At 66.9% G+C, this 17,636-nt stretch carries 15 protein-coding genes; 7 read left to right on the forward strand and 8 right to left on the reverse strand.

What is annotated here, in order from left to right; genetic code table 11:
* Nucleotides 1–56: 56 nt before the first annotated feature.
* The 8 genes from JQ639_RS24060 to JQ639_RS24095 form a co-directional block, all read right to left on the reverse strand.
* Complete coding sequence (locus tag JQ639_RS24060) at nt 57–1,517, reverse strand: MFS transporter (protein ID WP_211967568.1); 1,461 nt, start codon at nt 1,515–1,517, stop codon at nt 57–59.
* 107 nt (nt 1,518–1,624) lie between these two features.
* Nucleotides 1,625–2,323 carry an ABC transporter ATP-binding protein gene (locus JQ639_RS24065; protein WP_249123291.1) on the reverse strand — a complete coding sequence of 233 codons (699 nt, stop codon included), beginning with the start codon at nt 2,321–2,323 and terminating at the stop codon, nt 1,625–1,627.
* Entirely contained in the window at nt 2,320–4,053 is a 1,734-nt protein-coding gene (locus JQ639_RS24070; protein ID WP_211967566.1) for a branched-chain amino acid ABC transporter ATP-binding protein/permease, read from the reverse strand. The genes JQ639_RS24065 and JQ639_RS24070 overlap by 4 nt, the downstream gene beginning before the upstream one ends.
* Nucleotides 4,031–4,885 carry a branched-chain amino acid ABC transporter permease gene (locus JQ639_RS24075; RefSeq protein ID WP_211967564.1) on the reverse strand — a complete coding sequence of 285 codons (855 nt, stop codon included), beginning with the start codon at nt 4,883–4,885 and terminating at the stop codon, nt 4,031–4,033. The genes JQ639_RS24070 and JQ639_RS24075 overlap by 23 nt, the downstream gene beginning before the upstream one ends.
* A 20-nt stretch (nt 4,886–4,905) precedes the next feature.
* Entirely contained in the window at nt 4,906–6,087 is a 1,182-nt protein-coding gene (locus JQ639_RS24080) for a substrate-binding domain-containing protein (RefSeq protein ID WP_211967562.1), read from the reverse strand.
* Nucleotides 6,088–6,117: 30 nt separating this feature from the next.
* The gene (gene iaaH, locus JQ639_RS24085) at nt 6,118–7,530 is read right to left on the reverse strand and encodes an indoleacetamide hydrolase (RefSeq protein ID WP_211967560.1); all 1,413 of its coding nucleotides are present in this window, start codon (nt 7,528–7,530) and stop codon (nt 6,118–6,120) included.
* A gap of 154 nt (nt 7,531–7,684) precedes the next feature.
* Nucleotides 7,685–8,413, reverse strand: coding sequence for a helix-turn-helix transcriptional regulator (locus tag JQ639_RS24090; RefSeq protein WP_211967559.1), 729 nt, complete (start codon nt 8,411–8,413; stop codon nt 7,685–7,687).
* 122 nt (nt 8,414–8,535) lie between these two features.
* Nucleotides 8,536–9,483 (reverse strand): LysR substrate-binding domain-containing protein, encoded by a 948-nt coding sequence (locus JQ639_RS24095; protein ID WP_211967557.1) that lies wholly within the window; start codon nt 9,481–9,483, stop codon nt 8,536–8,538.
* Nucleotides 9,484–9,722: 239 nt separating this feature from the next.
* On the opposite strand from JQ639_RS24095, the gene JQ639_RS24100 reads away from it, so the two are divergent.
* The 7 genes from JQ639_RS24100 (at nt 9,723) to JQ639_RS24130 (ending at nt 17,626) form a co-directional block, all read left to right on the forward strand.
* Nucleotides 9,723–10,751 carry an ABC transporter ATP-binding protein gene (locus tag JQ639_RS24100; RefSeq protein ID WP_371745142.1) on the forward strand — a complete coding sequence of 343 codons (1,029 nt, stop codon included), beginning with the start codon at nt 9,723–9,725 and terminating at the stop codon, nt 10,749–10,751.
* Between the two features lie 33 nt (nt 10,752–10,784).
* Nucleotides 10,785–11,837 (forward strand): extracellular solute-binding protein, encoded by a 1,053-nt coding sequence (locus JQ639_RS24105; protein WP_211967553.1) that lies wholly within the window; start codon nt 10,785–10,787, stop codon nt 11,835–11,837.
* Between the two features lie 88 nt (nt 11,838–11,925).
* Entirely contained in the window at nt 11,926–13,593 is a 1,668-nt protein-coding gene (locus JQ639_RS24110; protein ID WP_249123289.1) for a class I adenylate-forming enzyme family protein, read from the forward strand.
* A gap of 17 nt (nt 13,594–13,610) precedes the next feature.
* A complete protein-coding gene (locus JQ639_RS24115; protein ID WP_211967551.1) occupies nt 13,611–15,053 on the forward strand; it encodes an amidase in 1,443 nt (480 codons plus the stop codon).
* Complete coding sequence (locus tag JQ639_RS24120) at nt 15,050–15,901, forward strand: amidohydrolase family protein (RefSeq protein WP_211967549.1); 852 nt, start codon at nt 15,050–15,052, stop codon at nt 15,899–15,901. The genes JQ639_RS24115 and JQ639_RS24120 overlap by 4 nt, the downstream gene beginning before the upstream one ends.
* 25 nt (nt 15,902–15,926) lie before the next feature.
* Nucleotides 15,927–16,832, forward strand: coding sequence for an ABC transporter permease (locus tag JQ639_RS24125; RefSeq protein ID WP_211967547.1), 906 nt, complete (start codon nt 15,927–15,929; stop codon nt 16,830–16,832).
* Nucleotides 16,829–17,626, forward strand: coding sequence for an ABC transporter permease (locus JQ639_RS24130; RefSeq protein WP_211974999.1), 798 nt, complete (start codon nt 16,829–16,831; stop codon nt 17,624–17,626). Before JQ639_RS24125 ends, JQ639_RS24130 begins: the two co-directional genes overlap by 4 nt.
* Nucleotides 17,627–17,636 lie beyond the last annotated feature (10 nt).

Genomic DNA, 17,636 nt, shown 5'->3' on the forward strand with positions numbered 1-17,636 from the left:
GGTCGGGGCCAGTTAAGTCAGGTCAGCTGACCTGCAGCCTCGCCCCCTCCGCGTTGTCACAGCAGTCGGCGTACCCGCCGCGTCAGCCCAACCGCCAGCGCAATGCACAGCGCCGGGGTGATGCAGAACACCACGAACAGCGCGAACGCCGCGCGGCTCGTGCCGGCCAGTCCGCCGGGATCGACCAGGCCGGCGGTGTTGGCCACCAGTCCCGCCACCGCCGCGCCGACGGCGGTCGCATAGAGCTGCACGGTGGTGATCGAGGCGGAGGCGCGGTCCTGCTCGCCGGGCGCGGCCAGCGTCAGCACCCAGGTCAGCAGATGCGGCCACGCCATGCCGACCCCGAGGCCGAGGCTGAACAGGCCGACGGCCAGCACAGTGAGACGCATCGTATCGCCAGTGCCCGGCGTCGGCATCAACGCCAGCAGGATCAGGCTGCCGACAAGCGAGACGCATGGCGCGATCACGACGATGCGCTGCACGGTGCGGCCGCTGAAATTCGAGCTGGAGACCGAGCCGACGGTCCAGCCACCGGCCATCAGCGCCGACAGGTAACCGGCGATCAGCGGCGACTGGCCGTGCAGCACCTGGAGGAACAGCGGCACGAACACGTCGTCGCTTGTTACCGTCAGGGCCAGCAGCGACATCACGCCATAGACGAGCATCAGCGGCGCGCCCCGGCCGAAGGTGCCCTCCGGCAGCAGACGCCGCGGGCCGCGGCGCTCGTTCACGATGACCAGGGCGGACAGCGCGACGCCGCCGACGAGACCGGCGATGTTCCATGCCGGCCGGGTCGACAGGCTGCCGGCCGACACCGCGAGCACGGCGGCGCTGAGCAGCGCCATCTGTACGACGGGCAGTGGCGAGGCGCGCCTCGCATCGACCTCGCGCGGCAGCACCAGCGCGGCGATGGCGGCGAAGGTCAGTGCCAGCGGGATCAGGACATGGAAGGCGCTGCGCCAGGCATCGAGCTCGGCGAACACGCCGCCGATCGCCGGGCCGACCAGCGTGCCGATCCCCCACATGCCGGACACCAGCGCCATGGCGCGGGGCCACAACGCTTGCGGGAACAGGATGCGGATCATGGCGTAGGACAGCGAGATGAGCAGGCCGCCGCCGAGCCCCTGCACGGTGCGCCCGACCAGCATCACCGGCATCGCGGGCGCGAAGCCGCACACCAGCGCGCCCAGCGCGAACAGGATCGCCGCGGTGACATAGGCGCCGCGCGGCCGCAGGGCCTGCAGCAGGCGCGCCGAGCAGGTCGCGCCGATGATCGAGGCGATCACGAACAGTGTCGTGTTCCAGGCATAGTAGCCGAGGCCACCGATGTCGCGCACGATGGACGGCAGCATGGTTGTGGTCAGGAACACGTTGGTGGCGTGCAGCGCCACGCCGCCGGCGAGCATCAGCGACGACAGCGCGTTGCGCCCGCCGAGCAGTGTGGCCCAGCCGGGCCTTCCGCCCGTCACGGGGGTCGGATCGATGATGGCGGTGGAGGAATCGGACGAGGAAGACAAGAGATCGGCTCCGGGTAGGGAACGGTTCAGGCACGGACGCCATGCCGCCGATCCTTCATAGAACCTCAACCGCTGTTGAGGTCAACCCGGCGCTCCGGCGCCGATGCTCACACCGTCAGATGCGCCAGGATGTCATCGCGGGCGAGCGTGGCGGCGGCACCGGCGCGCACCACCTCGCCATGATCCATGACGGCGATATGGTCGGCGACGCGCTCGACCAGGGTGAGGTTCTGTTCGATCACCAGGAAGGCGGTGCCCCGCTGCTTTCGTTCGGCGATCAGGTCGGCCATGCGGATCACGTTTTCGTATTGCACGCCCTCGGTCGGCTCGTCGATCACGACGAGGGGCGTGTCGGCGGCAAGGCCGCGCACGAACGACAGCAGCTTCTTCTCGCCGCCGGACAGCGTGCCGGCGTGCTGCCGCCGCCGCTCGGCGAGCCGCGGGAACACGGCGAAATACGGCTCGAACGCGGCAAGATCCCGTGTCGGCCGCATCAGCGTGAGATTTTCGGCGACGGTGAGATCGTCGAACACGACGCGTTCCTGCGGGCAGTAAGCCAGACCGAGCCGCGCGCGGTGTGACGGCGACAGCGCGGTGATGTCGCGGCCGGCCATCGTCACGGTGCCGTCCGACGGGCGCAGGAAGCCGCAGGCGAGCTTGGCCAGCGTCGACTTGCCGACGCCGTTGCGGCCGAGGACGCACAGCGCCTCGCCGGCGCGGACCGACGCGGTGACGGCGCGCACCACGAGGCCGGAACCATAGCCGCCGGACAGGCGGTCGAGCGCGAGCATGGCGGTGTCGGTCATCGCGTGCCTCCGACATAGACGGCGCGGACGTCCGGATTGGCCTGCACCTGCTCGACGCTGCCGTCGGCGAGGAAGCGGCCCTGGTGCAGCACCACCACACGGTCGGCGAGGCGGCGCACCAGTTCCATGTCGTGCTCGATGATGATGATCTTGAGGTCGAGATGCTGCTGTGCCCAGCGTACAGCTTCGATCACGGCGCCGGTCTCGTCATGCGACAGCCCTGCGCAGGGTTCGTCGAGCAGCAGCAGGCGCGGTTCGGTGATCAGTGCCATTGTCAGTTCGAGGATCTGACGTTCGCCATGGGAGAGGTCCGAGGCCGGTTTGTCGGCATCCGACAAAAACGGAAAGCGATGACGCATTTCGTCGAGCACCGGCGTGGTCCAGCCGAACAGGCTCGGCCGCAGCAGGTCGAACCAGCGGCAGCGGCCGCTCCACAGCGCGATCGCAAGGTTCTCGGCGATGGTCAGGCGTGGGAACACCGACGGGGTCTGGAATTTGCGGCCAACACCGGTCCGCGCCACCGTGGCGGGGCGCGGGTGCGGCACGTCACGGCCATCGATGGTGAGCCGGCCGGCGCGCTTCGGCAACGCACCGGTCAGCACGTTCAGCGTCGAGGTCTTGCCGGCGCCGTTGGGGCCGATGACGCAGAGGATCGCCTCCGCGCCGGTGGTGAGGGTCAGGCCGTCGAGGATGGTGACGTCGCCCATGCGGACATGGACGTCGTCGAAGCCGACGCTCAGGGGCGCCGCCTTGCGCGGCTTGGTGGGCGCGGCCTGGAGCGGGACCTTGACCACACGCAGCGGCAGCCAGCGCTTGAGCGGCCCGACCAGCGTCATCAGGCCGCCCGGCAGGCGCAGCACGACGGCGATGAAGAACAGCGCCACCACGATCTCCCACCACGGAAAGCGGTCGCGCAATTCGGCGGATAGGATGCCGACCGCGACGGCGCCGGCGACGGGCCCGAGCACCGTGGCGCGGCCGCCGACCGCGGCGAACACGACAAGGTCGCCGGAAAAGGCGAAGCCGGCGAGATCGGGGGTCACGAGATTCTGTTGCGGGGCGTAGAGCGCGCCGGCGAGGCCGGCGAGACCGCAGGCCACGGCGAACGCCGTGGCCTTGATGCGTGGCGTGTCGTACCCGAGGAAGGCGAGGCGGCGCTCGTTCTCGGCCACCGCTCGCCACAGTGCGCCGATCGGCGCGCGCAGCAACCAGTCGACGCCGGCGATGCCCAGAGCCAGCATCACGGCGATGAGGTAGTAAAGGTCGAGGAAGCCGTCGAGGCCGGGCAGGCCCGGAACATTGCGCAGGCCGTTGAAGCCGCCGGTGACGCTCGTCCAGGTGGTCGCGACCTGGAACGCGGCGAGGGTCAACGCCAGCGTGATCAGCGAGAACGACGGGCCGCTCTCGGTGCGGCCGCGAAACACGGCGGCGGCGAAGACGAAGCCGAGGGCTGCCATGGCCAGCGCCGCGAGCGGCAGCAGGCCATAGGCCAGCGGCGATGCCCCCAACCCGAACAGGCCGTAGGCGGTGAGGTAGGCCGCGAAGGCAACGAACAGGCCCTGCCCCAGCGGCAGGATGCCGGCCTGTCCCCAAGCGAGACCGACGCCGATCGCCGCCAGCGCATACAGCAGATAGAGACCGAGCTGGTAGGCCCAGAAATCGCCGACGAAGGTCGGGATCACGAGCAGCAGCGCGAGGACGAGGCCATTACGGCCGAGGAAAGAGGCCACGGGGTCGCTGCCACAGGAACAGGATGGAAAGGAGAAGCATGGCGAGATAGGCGGTGGTCGGGCTGACGGCCGCCGAGAGGCCGCTTTGCAGGCCGCCGATGATGCCGGAGCCGGCAACGAGCCCGGTGATGGTGCCCATGCCGCCGACCACCAGCGCGAAGAACGCGTTGACGATCAACGTAAGGCCCATGAACGGCTCGACCGGCGTGAGTGGCGCGATCATCACGCCCGCGATGCCGGCCCAGGCGGTGCCGGCGACGAAGGTGTTGCGGGCGAGCTGGCGGGTGCGGATGCCGACGGCCTCCGCGAGCACGGGGTTGCCGACCATGGCGCGGATGCGTGCGCCGGTCGGGGCGCGGGCGTACCACACGAACAGCAGCGCCAGCACCGCGATGGAGATCGCCATCAGCAGCAGGCGATAGGTCGGATAGGCCTCGCCGAAGATCGTCACCGAGCCGCTGATGGGAATGTCGACGCTGCGAAAGCCGCGGCCGAACGCCAGTTCGACCAGCTTGCGCAGCAGCAGCCCGAGCCCCCAGGTGGCGAGCAGGGTCTCGAACGGATCGTAGCGCAGCGGCCGGATCAGCACGCGCTCAACGACGAGGCCGATGGCGCCGCAGACGATCGCGGCGGCCGGGATCGCCGCGAGATACGGCAGCCCCGCCTTCTGCACGACATAGGCGGTGTAGCAACCGACCATGACGAACTCGCCATGGGCGATGTTCAGCACATTGAGCAGGCCCATCACCACGGCGAGGCCGAGCACGACCTGCGCCAGGATCAGGATTTCATAGACGACATTGATCGCCTGGGTGACGACGACAGGATCCATCGGCGACCTTCTGTGCGCCTTCAGCTGCAGGTCTGTTGCGTCGCGACCGCCTTGAACGTCTCGACGACAGTGAATTTGGTGCCGTCGCAACGCGCGAGGAAGACGTTCTTGTCGGTATGGCGATGGCGCACGGTCATGGTGCCGCTCGGCGTGTCGAATGACAGGCCCTCGGCCGCGGCGGCGAAGGCCTTGGCGTCCAGCGACCTGGCTTTCGCGGCGGCGGCCGCCGAGAACACGAAGGCGTCATACAGGCCCTTGGAGATGGTGCACTGCTGCGGCGCCTTGTCGCCATACTTCTTGGTCAGCGCGCCGATGAACGCCTTGTTCTCGGGGGTATCGATGTCAGCGAAATAGCCGAGGCTGGAGTAAAGGTTCTTGCTGGCGTCCTTGCCGATGCCGGCGAGGGTGTTCTCCTCCAGCAGGCACGACATGCGCAGGATGTCGTCAGAAAGGTTGAAGTCGGCAAAGGTGCGGTTGAAGTTGACGTTGTCGCCGCCGACCAGGGTTTCCAGCACGATTGCCGGCTTGGCGCTCTTAATCTTGGTTACTGAACTCTCGAACTTGTTGGGCGCGCCGAACGGATAGTAGTCTTCCGCCACCACGGTGCCGCCGAGCGCGGCGATGAACTTCTTGGCTTGCTCGTTGGTGGTGCGGGCCCAGACATAGTCGTCGCCGATCAGGTAGAAGGTCTTGCCCTTCGCCAGCTCGACCAGCTTGGGCAGCGACTTCTGCAGCTGCTGCTCCGGTGTCTCGCCGAGGAAGTAGACATTCTCCGAGCAGTCCTGCCCTTCGAACACCGGTGTATAGACGTAAGGCACCTTGCCCTTGACGGCGTTCTCGACGCCCTGGCGCACGGCGCTGTCGTGGGCGCCGAAGATCAGCTCGACCTTGTCGCTGAGCAGCAGGCGCACCGCGCTCTTGGAGGCTTCCGCCGGTGCGGCGCCGCCGTCGGCGTAGACGATTTCCACCTGTCGCCCGAGGACGCCACCGGCGGCATTGACGGTGGCGGCGCCGAGTTCGGCGGCGGCGCGCTGTGCCGGACCGAACAGCGCGGCGGGGCCGGAGTCCGAGACGAAAACGCCAATCTTCAGCGGACCGGCGGCGGATGCGGAGCGGATCACGGCAGGCAGGCTGGCGGCGAACGCGCCTGCGGCGGCGGTGCGCAACAGGTTGCGGCGGCTGAGCATCAAGGATTTCGGCATGGTCGTTCCCCCTGTGTGTGCTTGTTGTGGTTAGCGTGATGGCGCCGGCAGCGGCGGCAGCAGCGTGTCGAGTGCCAGCGCGCAGGCGAGCAGATCGCGGTCGCGGCCCGCCGGGCCGTCGAGTTCGAGGCCGACCGGCAGCCCCGCCGCGGTCAGGCCGACCGGGATGCTGACACCGGGAATGCCCGCGTTGCTGCTCGGGCCGGTGTTGCGCACCACGGTGATGAAGGTCGGCACCGCGCGGCCGTTGAGCGTGATGGTTTCGTCCTCGCCGAGCGGCGGCGCCGGCAGCGGCGTGGTCGGGAACGCCATAACGTCGATGCCCGCGGCGAAGTAGCTGCGGTAAGCCTCGATCAGTCGCGGCCGGTGGGTGTCGCGGGCTTCGCGGTAGATCGCCTCGGGCACGGCGGTCGCAGGATCGAGCACGGAGCCGAGGATACCCTTGACGTCGGGACTGGCGGCGCCGGCGACGATGTCCGCGAAGCGAATGTTCAGTCCTTCCTTCTCGAGGTAGCGGTCGAGGTCGCGGTGCACCTCATAGAGCGCGACGCTGAAGCCCACGGCTTCGTCGAGCGCCTGCACGTCGGGCAGGTCGGCCTCGATCAGCACGGCGCCGGCCTCCTTCATGGTGGCAAGCGCGGCCTCGCACAGCCGCCACGTTTCGCTGTCGATGTCTTCCCAGAAGTAGGTGCGTGGCACGCCGACCCGCAGCCCCTTGAGAGAAGCCGGCACGCTCACCGGCGTCTCGCCGGTCACGACGCTATCGATCAGCGCGAGATCCGCCGCGCGGCGCGCCAGTGGCCCGGCGGTGTCACGGGTCGTGGAGATCGGCACGATGCCGTCCTGCGACCAGCGCAGGAGCGAGGGCCGGAAGCCGAAGGCGCCGCAGAAGGCGGCCGGCACACGCACCGAGCCACCGGTGTCGCTGCCGAGGCTCGCTGGCACGAGACGCGCGCCGACCACGGCGCCCGAGCCGCCGCTCGAGCCTCCGGGAATGCGGGACGAATCGTAGGGATTGCGGATGGCGCCGAACGCGCCGTTGTTGGAAGTGATGCCGAACGCCAGCTCGTGCATGCCGGTCTTGCCAAACAGGATCGCACCGGCGTCAAACAGCGCCTGGGCGACCGGCGCGTTGCGCTTGGGCCGATGCTGGCGCAGCGCTGGCGTGCCGGCGGTGGTCGGCAGCGCCGTGGTGTTGATGTTGTCCTTGAGTGCGACGGGCACGCCGTGCAGTGCGCCGAGCACGGCGCCAGCCTGGCGGGCGCGGTCGGCGGCACGCGCCGCCTGACGCACCTGGTCGGCGTCGAGCGCGGTGAAGGCATTGAGGTCGGCGTGGGCCAGCGTGCGGGCGAGCAGCGCTTCTGCGAGCGCCTCCGCCGTCACGTCGCCGGCGCGGATCGCCTGGGCGGCCGCGACGACATCGAGTTCATGGTACGCCTTCATGGAGCAAACCTCGCCGCCGGTATCGGGGAGAGGATGCTAGCGACCGGTCCGTCGCGGCGGTATCGACAGAAATGTGGATGTTTCGGCGTGGCCGATCATATCGCGCTGCACCATGAGCGCAGGCGGTCCGCGCGGACGTGCCGGGATCGGAACGTCAGGCGTTGAGGCTCTCGCGGGCGATGAGGGCGGCGAGTTCGGCCCGATTGGCGCAGCAGCGCTTCTGCATCGCGCGGTTGATATGGGTGCGCACCGTGGCAAAGCCAATGTTGAGCAGGCGGGCGATGTCGCGGTCGGTACAGCCGCGCGCCACCAGGGCGGCGACATCGCTCTCTCGCGCAGTCAATTGCTCGTAGCGATGGCTGCCGCGTTGCAGTGCGCGGCGCAGGAACGGCTCCAGCGCGTTCAGCAGATCGAGGTCGCGCTGCTCGAAATCCGGGCGGCGGGCGCTGCGCCAGATGCGGAAATCGCCGAGATCCTCGTCGCCGTCGAACACGTACATGTTGATGCCGTGGTGCAGGCCGTCGCGGGCGAGAAAATCGTTGTAGAACGCGGTACGCACCATCTCGCGGCGTGGCAGCACCTGCTCGACAAAGGTGGCGCGGCGGCACTGCCGCAGCTGCGCGGTCATCGGATCATGAAACTGAAACCATTCGTCATAGGTTTTCAGGTTGTCCGGATCCATGTTGTGGCCGACGCGGTGCTGAAAGCGCACCTGCTCCGACCGCCAGATATAGGAGGCGCCGAAGTCCGCGCGCAGCAGGCGGATGACGTCGCCGAGCACGGCGGCGCGCAGGTCGACCTCCGGCGTCAGCCGTTCCAGCCGGCCGACGATCGCGCCGAACAGTTGTAATTCATCGGACGTGACATCTCTGATGGTTGTCATCGCAGCCGTCTCCCTCGCCGATCCTCCGGCGGCAATTCTGTCCTACAGCAATTCGCATGCCAAGGTCGTTAGGCGGATTTTTATCGGGAGCGGTGGCGCCGTCGCCCCGTCGTTGGACGGGGTCACTGCGAATGCGGCCGCGATTTGCCCGGGAGTCTGATCTTCAGCCAGTCGTCACGCTTGCGGCAGAGGGCCTGGATATGCCGGTCGAGCTCTTCCATGAACGCGGTCGCCAGTCGCGTGGTCTCCAGGTGTCTTGGCCGCATCGCGAAGAATGTGAATTCGATGGCGGGCTCGAAGCGGCAGATCGCGATCGACGGGTCGCTGCGGTAGAGGACGCCGAGCGGCTCGACGATCGAGACGCCGAGGCCGCGCGCCACCAGCCCGCTGGCCTCGACCGACGTGAAGACCTCATACTGGGTCAGCCGCGACACGCCGCGTTCCTCGAATTTGGCATCGATCAGGTGGCGCATGCGGCTTTCGCGCATGAAGGAAATGACCTGCTCGCCCTCGAGATCGTCCACCGAAATCGCCGCGCGTCCGGCCAGCCGATGGTCCGCGGGGACGATGCATACCGCGCGGGCATGAAACAGCGGTTCGGTGACCAGCGCCGGATGCTGGATCTGGAGCAGCGTGAAGCCGAGATCGACTTTCTGGCTGGTGACGAGCTGGCTGATGGACGTGCTGACATTGAGGTTGATGCGGGTCTTGTCGTGCTCGCGGGCAAAGGCCGCAATGGCGTCGGCGAGCAGCGTATGACCGATGGAGGCCGCCGCGGCGATGCGCAGTTCGCCGCTGCGCAGATGAGCCAGATCCCGGGCGAACTCCGTGATGTCGCTGATCGATGTCATCAGGCGGCGAACCTCGACATAGAGCAGATGCGCCTCGTTGGTCGGCATCAGACGCTTGCGGACGCGTTTGAAGAGCTTGAGTTTCAGGTCGTATTCGAGCGCCGCCAGGATCTTGCTCATCGCAGGCTGTGACACCCGCAGCCGGTCGGCTGCGGCCGTGACCGTGCCCATCTCCATGAAAACCTGGAATGCCTCCAGTTGCCGGTGCGTGAGCGCCACGGTGCCTCCTCTGTCGCTGCGTCAACATAACATCTGATTATGATTTTCAAAGTTCTTGATATTTGACCCCCGCCACGGAGCATGGTTGTTTGCCGACAACGGGCGCGAGCTACCGGTAAAACGCAAGATTCGGTCGTTCAGGGGATGAAATGCGGGAAGGGAATAACATAACTTCCGGAAATATTCTTGAGGTCACGTCGGTCACGAAGCGCTTCGGTGCGTTCCTGGCCGTCGATGACGTGTCGTTGAGTGTCCGCGAAGGCGAGTTCCTGACGCTGCTGGGGCCGAGCGGCTGCGGCAAGACCACGCTGCTGCGCATGATCGCCGGGTTCGAGTGGCCGACGTCGGGCGAGATCGCCATCGGCGGAAAGCGCATGAACGAAGCGGCGCCCTATGCGCGCCCGATCGGGATGGTGTTCCAGAATCTCGCGCTGTTTCCGCACCTGTCGGTCGGCGAGAACGTCGCCTATGGGCTAAAGGCGCGCCGGGTCGATCGGCGCCAGATCGAGCACGAGGTGACGCAGGCGCTGGCAATGCTCGGCCTCGCCGGCTTCGAGCGGCGCTATGTGCATGAACTCAGCGGCGGGCAGAAGCAGCGGATCGCGCTGGCGCGGGCGCTGGTCATTCGCCCCAAGGTGCTGCTGCTCGACGAGCCGCTGAGCGCGCTCGACATGAAGCTGCGGCGCCAGTTGCAGCGCGAGCTCAAGCAGATCCAGCAGCAGGTCGGCACCACCTTCATCTTCGTGACCCATGATCAGGAAGAAGCCCTGACCATGTCCGATCGCATTGCAGTGTTCAGCCGCGGGCGGATCGAGCAGGTCGGCACGCCGCGCGAGGTCTATGGCCAGCCGGCGACGCCCTTCGTCGCGCAGTTCGTCGGCGAATCCAATTTCATGATCGGCGTCGTCATGGGCCGGGAGGGCGATGTCTTCACCATTCGCCTCGATCCGACCGGCCAGGTCGTGCCGGTGCGATCGGCGACGTCCTTCGATGTCGGATCGCGCGTCGGCTTGTCGGTGCGGCCGGAGCAACTGGCGCTCGGTGGCGAGCAGGGCGCCTACTTCGAGGGGCGGGTGTCGGACCTGTTCTATGTCGGCGCCAACACCCGCTACACGATCGAGGCGGCGGATCAGGCGTTCATCGCGTTGCAGCCGAGCACGCAAGGTGGCCATGCCGGCTGGCGGCCGGGAGACACGGTGCGGATCAGCTGGCCGCTCGATGGCGCGGCGTTGGTGCCGGCGGACGAGCATGCCGCTCACGCGCGATAGGCCGATGTGATGTCAGACAAGGGAAGCATTCGCATGTCGATGAAAGCTGGATTGAACGCGGCGCTGGCCGTCGGATTCGCCGTCGTGCTTGCGCATCGTCCGGCGAGCGCCACCGAGCTGCTCGTCGCGACCTGGGGCGGCGGCGTCGAGAAGGTGTGGAAGACCGCGTTTGCCGACCCGTTTGAAAAGGAGACCGGCATCAAGGTCCGCATCGTGCCTGTCCCCACGCCGGACGCACAGCTGCGAACCCAGGCGGGTCATCCGCAATACAACGCCGTCATGGTGACCTATCCGCAGGGCGCCAACCTGATGCGGGATGGCCTGATCGAGATGTTCGATCCGGCAGCGCTTCCGGCAACGGCCGACACCAGTCCCGATGACCTGATGCGCGATGCGCAGGGCCGGCTCGCCGGCGCCAGTCCGTACTTCATGTACTACGGCATCGCCGTCAACACGGATCTCGCGAAGCCCGGTGATTTCTCGTCCTGGAGCGAGCTGGCGAATCCGAAGTGGAAGGAGAAGATCGCGATCACACGGCCGATCTACCTTTCGTCCTATGACCTGCCGATGTTGGCGAAGGCCGCGGGCGGTGATGTCAGGAATATCGAGCCGGGTCTGTCGCTGCTCAAGCAGGTCGTGCGCAACACGCTGACGACCTACACCTCGATCGCACACATGAACGGGCTTTTGACCCGCGGCGAAATCGCGGCGGGACCGTATTATTCCGGGCGGCTGTGGCATCTGCGGCAGCAGGGTGCGCGCAACGTCACCATGGTGGTGCCGCGCGAGGGTGCGCTGATGATCCCCTATCTGCTCGTGGTGCCCAGGGGCGCGCGCGACATGGAGGCGACCACGCGCTTCCTGAACTATGTCTCGCAGGCCGAGCCGCAGGCGCGCGGCGCGGTGCTCGGCGGCTACCTGCCCCTCAACCGGACCGCCAAGCTGCCGCCGGAGGCGGAGGAGCAGATGGGCATGTCCCTGAAGGAGCTGATGTCGAAGCTTTATCGGCCGGACTGGGCCTACACCGCCGAGCATGAAGAAGAGCGCATCAACATCATCGAGAAGCTGATCGCCGACACCAACTAGGGCCGGCAGGCCGTCATCGCACCGTCCGCGAAGCCGCGGGACGGATCCTATCGACCATCAGACCCAGATCGCACGGGACCCCTGTTCCATGAACGCTCAAGCTATGTCTCAAGACAACTTCATCGATACTCTGGCGGCGATGACGCCGGACCAGCGCAGGCAGGCCATCGAGGCCGCTCCCTTGCCCGCCAACATCGGGCACCTGCTCGATCAGGCGGCGGCGGACGCCGGCGATACGCTGGCCTGGAATTTCTTCGAGACCGGAGAGACGATCACTTACGCCGAGCTGGTTCGCGCGGTGAACCGCACAGCGAACGCACTGCGCGCCTGGGGCGTCACGCGCGGCGCCCATGTTGCGGTGATGCTGCCCAACTGCCCGCAGATGCCGACGATCTGGCTCGCGCTGGCGCGTCTCGGCGCGGTGATGGTTCCTGTCAACGTGCGCTACACCCGTCGCGAGCTGCGTTACATCCTGGACGATTCCGAGGCTGGTTTCCTGATCTTGCACAGCGACTTCGCCGCGCTGCTGGCGGCGACGGCCGATGACACGGCGCCTCTGTCGGTCGCCGCCGACCGGATTGCACTGTTCGGCGGACGGGCCGAAGGCTTCGCCGGGCGGATCTGGGAAGACGAGGTGCGCGGTCACGCGGAGACGTTCGCCGCGGACGCATCGATCGGCCATGGCGACCTCATGAATATCCAGTATACGTCAGGCACGACCGGCTTCCCCAAGGGCTGCATGCTGACCCATCGCTACTGGCTGAGCGCGAGCAAGGTCAACGGGCTGCGCGACGGCAAGCGCTATGAGCGGGTTCTGGCCTCGACGCCGTTCTTCTATCTCGATCCGCAATGGCTGCTGCTGCTCGCCTTCCATCATCGCGGCACGCTGTATGTCGCGCAGCGCCAGAGCGCCAGCCGCTTCGCCGGCTGGCTGCGCGAGCACCGCATCAACTTCTGCCTGTTTCCGGAAGTGGTGTTCAAGCAGCCGGCGTGCCCCGACGACGGCACCTCCTATCTGCGGCGCGCCAACATCTATGGCGTGCGCAAGGAGATCCATCCCGAGCTGCGCCAGCGCTTCAGCGTTCCCGCGATGGAAGCGTTCGGCATGACGGAAACGGGCCCGACGCTGTTCGTGCCGCTCGAGGCGACGCAAATGATCGGGTCCGGCTCCTGCGGCGTGCCGACTGCGTTCCGTGAATGCCGCGTCGTCGACGAGGCCGGACAGGACGTACCGCGCGGCGAGATCGGCGAGCTGGTCGTGCGCGGTCCGGGCATGATGCTCGGCTACTACAAGAAGCCCGAGGCCAACGAGGCATCGTATTTCGGCGACTGGTTCCGCACCGGCGACCTGTTTCGCCAGGACGAGAACGGCTTCTTCTACATCGTCGGCCGCCTCAAGGACATGGTGCGCAGGGCCGGCGAGAACATCGCGGCCCGCGAGGTCGAGGCGGTTTTGAAGAACCTGCCGGACGTGCACGACGCCGCTGTCATCGCCGTTCCCGACGACCTGCGCGGGCAGGAAGTGAAGGCCTATGTGGTGCTCCAGCCGCATGCCACGGCCGGCGTCCCGCCGACGCAACAGATCTTCGATCACTGCTCGCGCAACCTCGCAGCGTTCAAGGTGCCGCGCTATCTTGAGTTTGTCGATGCGCTGCCGAAGACTCCTTCGGAGAAAATCGCCAAGAGCGAGCTGATCCGCGCCAAGAGCGACCTGCGCGTTGGCGCGTATGACCGGGTCGACGGTCTCTGGCGCTAACTGGAACTGGAGGGCCCATGGACGAGATTTGGCAACAGCCGGCGCATCAACTGGCGCGTTTGATCCGGGAGCGGCGGCTGTCGTCGCGTGAGACGGTCGGCGCCGTGCTGGACCGGATCAAACGCCTGAACGGACCAGTCAACGCGTTCGCCCTGGTCGATGACGACCAGGCTCTGCGTAGCGCGGATGCCGCCGATGCGGAGATCCGCGCCGGCGTCAACTGCGGGGCGCTGCACGGCGTGCCCGTGCACGTCAAGGATCTGCTGCCGACCGCAGGGATGCGCACTGCGTTCGGCTCCGCTGCCTTCGCGGACAATGTCCCCGAGCGCGACGCCCGGGCGATCGCGCGGGTGCGGGAGGCCGGCGGCATCGTCATCGGCAAGACGACGACGCCGGAGCTTGGACACAAGGTGCTCACGGACAGCCCCGTGCACGGCATCACGCGCAACCCCTGGTCGCCGGAGCATTCGCCCGGCGGATCCAGCGGCGGTGCGGCCGTCGCGGTGGCCATGGGCTTCGGCCCGCTCGGCGTCAGCACTGATGGCGCTGGATCGAGCCGTATTCCCGCGTCGTGCTGCGGCATCGTGGGCCTCAAGCCGACGATCGGCGCCGTTCCGCACGAGACCTCGCCGGATCTGTTCGGCTCGTTGACCTGCATCGGCAGCATGGCGCGTGACGTCGAGGACGTGGTCCTGCTCCACAATGTGATGGCGGGCCCCGATCCGGGCGATCCCTGGTCCTATGGCGGTCGACAGAGCCCGCTGCGGCTGCCGGACGATCCGCTCGCCATCCTGCGCGGCCTGCGGGTGATGTGGCTGCCGCGCACGGTGAACAAGCATCTCGACGCCGATGTGGAAGCGCATTGCGCGCGGGCGGTCGCCCGCATGGCTGGCGAAGGGGCTATCGTTGTCGACGGGCCGGCGCAGTTCGACTGGGCGCTGGACGAAGCCCTGGTGCTGATGCGGTCCTATCAGGGCACGCGCTTCAAGGGCCTGCTCGGGCGCTGGCGCGACACGATGGATCCGACGACGGTGGCGTCGATCGAGGATGGCGGCAAGCTGTCCGCGGAGGCCTTGCGCCGTGCGCTGTTCGCGCGCACCGAGCTTCTGCGGCGTGTCCTGGCGCTGTTCGAGACCGCCGACGTGATCGTCACGCCGACGGTGTCGGTGCCGGCCCTGCCCGTCTCGCAGCGCGCCGACCAGCCCCTCATGGTCGATGGCGTCGCGGCCGGCTCGCTGCGCGAGGGCTGGTACAGTTACACGATCCCCTTCAATCCCAGCGGCAATCCGGCGATTTCGGTGCCTTGCGGCTTTGCCGCGAACGGCATTCCCGTCGGCCTGCAGATCGTCGCGCCGTGGCACGAGGAACAGCGTCTTGTCGCGCTGGCCGCGGCCTTGTCCCACTTGCAGCCGTGGCGGCATCTCTGGCCTTCACTCGCAATCGGAGCGGAACGCACATGATCATCGACTATGGATGCCGGCCGCCAGTGCCGGAGTTCGCCCAAACCGGCTCGACGCATCTCAAGCGCTATCGCTCGATCTACGCATCGAGCGAGCGGGCGGTCGGTGATCGCGATGCGCACACGCTGGCGGACCTCATCGGGATGTATGACAGCGTCGGCGCCGAGCACGTGGTCGTCAAGGCGCGCGATCTCGAAACCACGTTCGGCTGGCGCATCTCGAACGAGGACGTCGCGAAGTTCTGCAAGGACAACGGCCCGCGCTTCATCGGCTTCGCCGGTGTCGATCCGCACAAGGGAATGACAGCGGTTCGCGAGCTGGAAACCGCCGTGCGCGACCTCGGCCTGCGTGGTCTCAATCTGCAATGCTTCGAGCACAAGCTGGCGATCAACGACAAGCGTCTCTATCCGCTGTATGCGAAATGCGTCGAGCTCGACATTCCCGTCAATCTCCACACCAGCATCAACTTCTCGACCGCGACGCTGATGGAGTATGGCCGTCCGATCCTGCTCGACGAGGTCATGGTGCATTTCCCGGACCTGCGGGTCTGCGCCGCGCCGCCCGGCTTTCCCTGGGTGCATGAACTGATCGGCGTCGCTTGGCGGCACGCCAATGTCCATATCGGGCTGGTGGCTGTCCGTCCGAAATATCTCAACGTCGCCGGCTCGGGCTACGAGCCGCTGCTGCAATACGGCCGCACGATTCTCCAGGATCGCATCATCTTCGGCTCGTCCTATCCGATGATGCCGATCGAGCGCACGGTGCGCGAGGTCGAGGATCTGCCGCTCGACGACACCGTCAAGCGGAAGTGGTTGTACGGCAACGCGAAGAAATTCCTCCGCATCTGATGCTGCTGGGCAGGGAGCGGTGGTGATGACTCGATCGATTGGACTGCAGGCGCCGCTCCCGGTGCCGGCCGAGGAGCGGCGGCGACGGCTGCGGACGCGTCTCGTTCGCGGCGTCATGCTGCTGCCCGCCCTGCTGCTGCTGGCGTTCTTCTTCGTCAGCATCGGCAGGATGATCGCGATGACGGTCGTCGATAGCAATGGCCTGACGCTGGCGTTGTATCGCGAGTTCATCGCCCGGCCGGACTATCTCGGGATCTATGTCCGCACGATCGTCGTGTCGCTGGCCGTGACGGCGCTCAGCATCGTCGCCGGCTATCCGATCGCATACGGCATCTGGCGTTACCCCGGCAATCGCAACATTCTAATGATCCTGGTCATCCTGCCATGGCTGGTGAGCATCGTGGTGCGCACCTATGGCTGGATCGTCATCCTCGGGCCACGGGGGCTCGTCAACGAATGGCTCAAATGGGCGGGCGTGATCGAGAGCCCGATCCGGCTGATGTTCAATACCACCGGCGTCATCATCGGGCTGGTCCACGTCTTGATGCCGTTCATGATCATTTCGGTGCTGACCGTGCTGCTGCATCTGGACAAGAGCCTCGATGAAGCCAGCAAGAGCCTCGGCGCGCGGCCGTGGTATGGCTTCTGCCGCGTGACGCTGCCCCTGTCCCTGCCGGGTATCGTGTCCGGCGCGATCCTGGTGTTCCTGATGTCGACCGGCGCGATCGTCACGCCGATCCTGCTCGGCGGCGTGCAGGATCGCATGGTCGGGACGCAGATCTATCAGGAAGCGATCCAGACGTTCAATTTCCCGAAGGCCTCGATGCTGGCCTTCCTGCTGCTGCTCTCGGGGGTGGCTGTGGCGCTGCCATTGCAATGGCTCGAGCGCAGGCTGACGGCATGGTCTCGCAGCCGGAGGACGGCGTCATGAAGAGCGTGGTGTGGGGACGCATCGGCTTGTGGGGGCTGATCCTCTTTCTGCCGGCGCCGATCCTGATCGTGGCGGCGGCGTCGTTCAGCGATGCCGGCTACATCCGGTTTCCACCCGGTGCGCTGTCGCTGCGCTGGTATGCGGAATTTCTGTCGGACCCGCGCTGGCTGGAAGGCCTGATGGTCAGCCTCGGCCTTGCGGCGGCCGGCGCCGTCGTCAGCACGCTGTCGGCGTTCACGGCGGCCCTGGTCGTGGTCCGGGGAGACAGGCGATGGACCGGCCTGTTCGAGACCGCCGTGCTGATGCCGATCCTGTTTCCCCATGCCGCGCTCGGCATTGCGATGCTGGCGCTGATGTCGATGTTCAAGATCTACGGCACCTTCGCGGGGCTGCTCCTCGCACACTGCATCATCACGCTGCCTTACGCCTATCGGCCGATCGCCGTCTCGTTGCGCAAGCTGGATCCGTCCATGGCGGAAGCTTCGCTCAGCCTCGGCGCCCGCCACTGGTCGACGTTCTGGCGTGTCACGGTGCCGCTGGTGCGGCCGGGGCTGGTCACGGCCCTGCTGTTCAGCTTCATACTGTCGTTCGACGAGGTGACCGTGACCATGTTCCTTGTCGGTCCCGACGTCACGACGCTCCCGGTGCAGATCTACTCGTTCATTCAGGAAAGCGGCACGCCGGTCGTTGCGGCGATTTCGACGACGCTGGTGCTGTTCACGATGGTCATGATCTTGCTGATCGAGCGGCTCGTCGGGGTGCAGTTCTTTGTCGAGCCGGACAGGGCGCGGTGAGATTGATCGT

Source organism: Bradyrhizobium sp. U87765 SZCCT0048, from assembly GCF_018131225.1.
Lineage (GTDB): Bacteria > Pseudomonadota > Alphaproteobacteria > Rhizobiales > Xanthobacteraceae > Bradyrhizobium_A.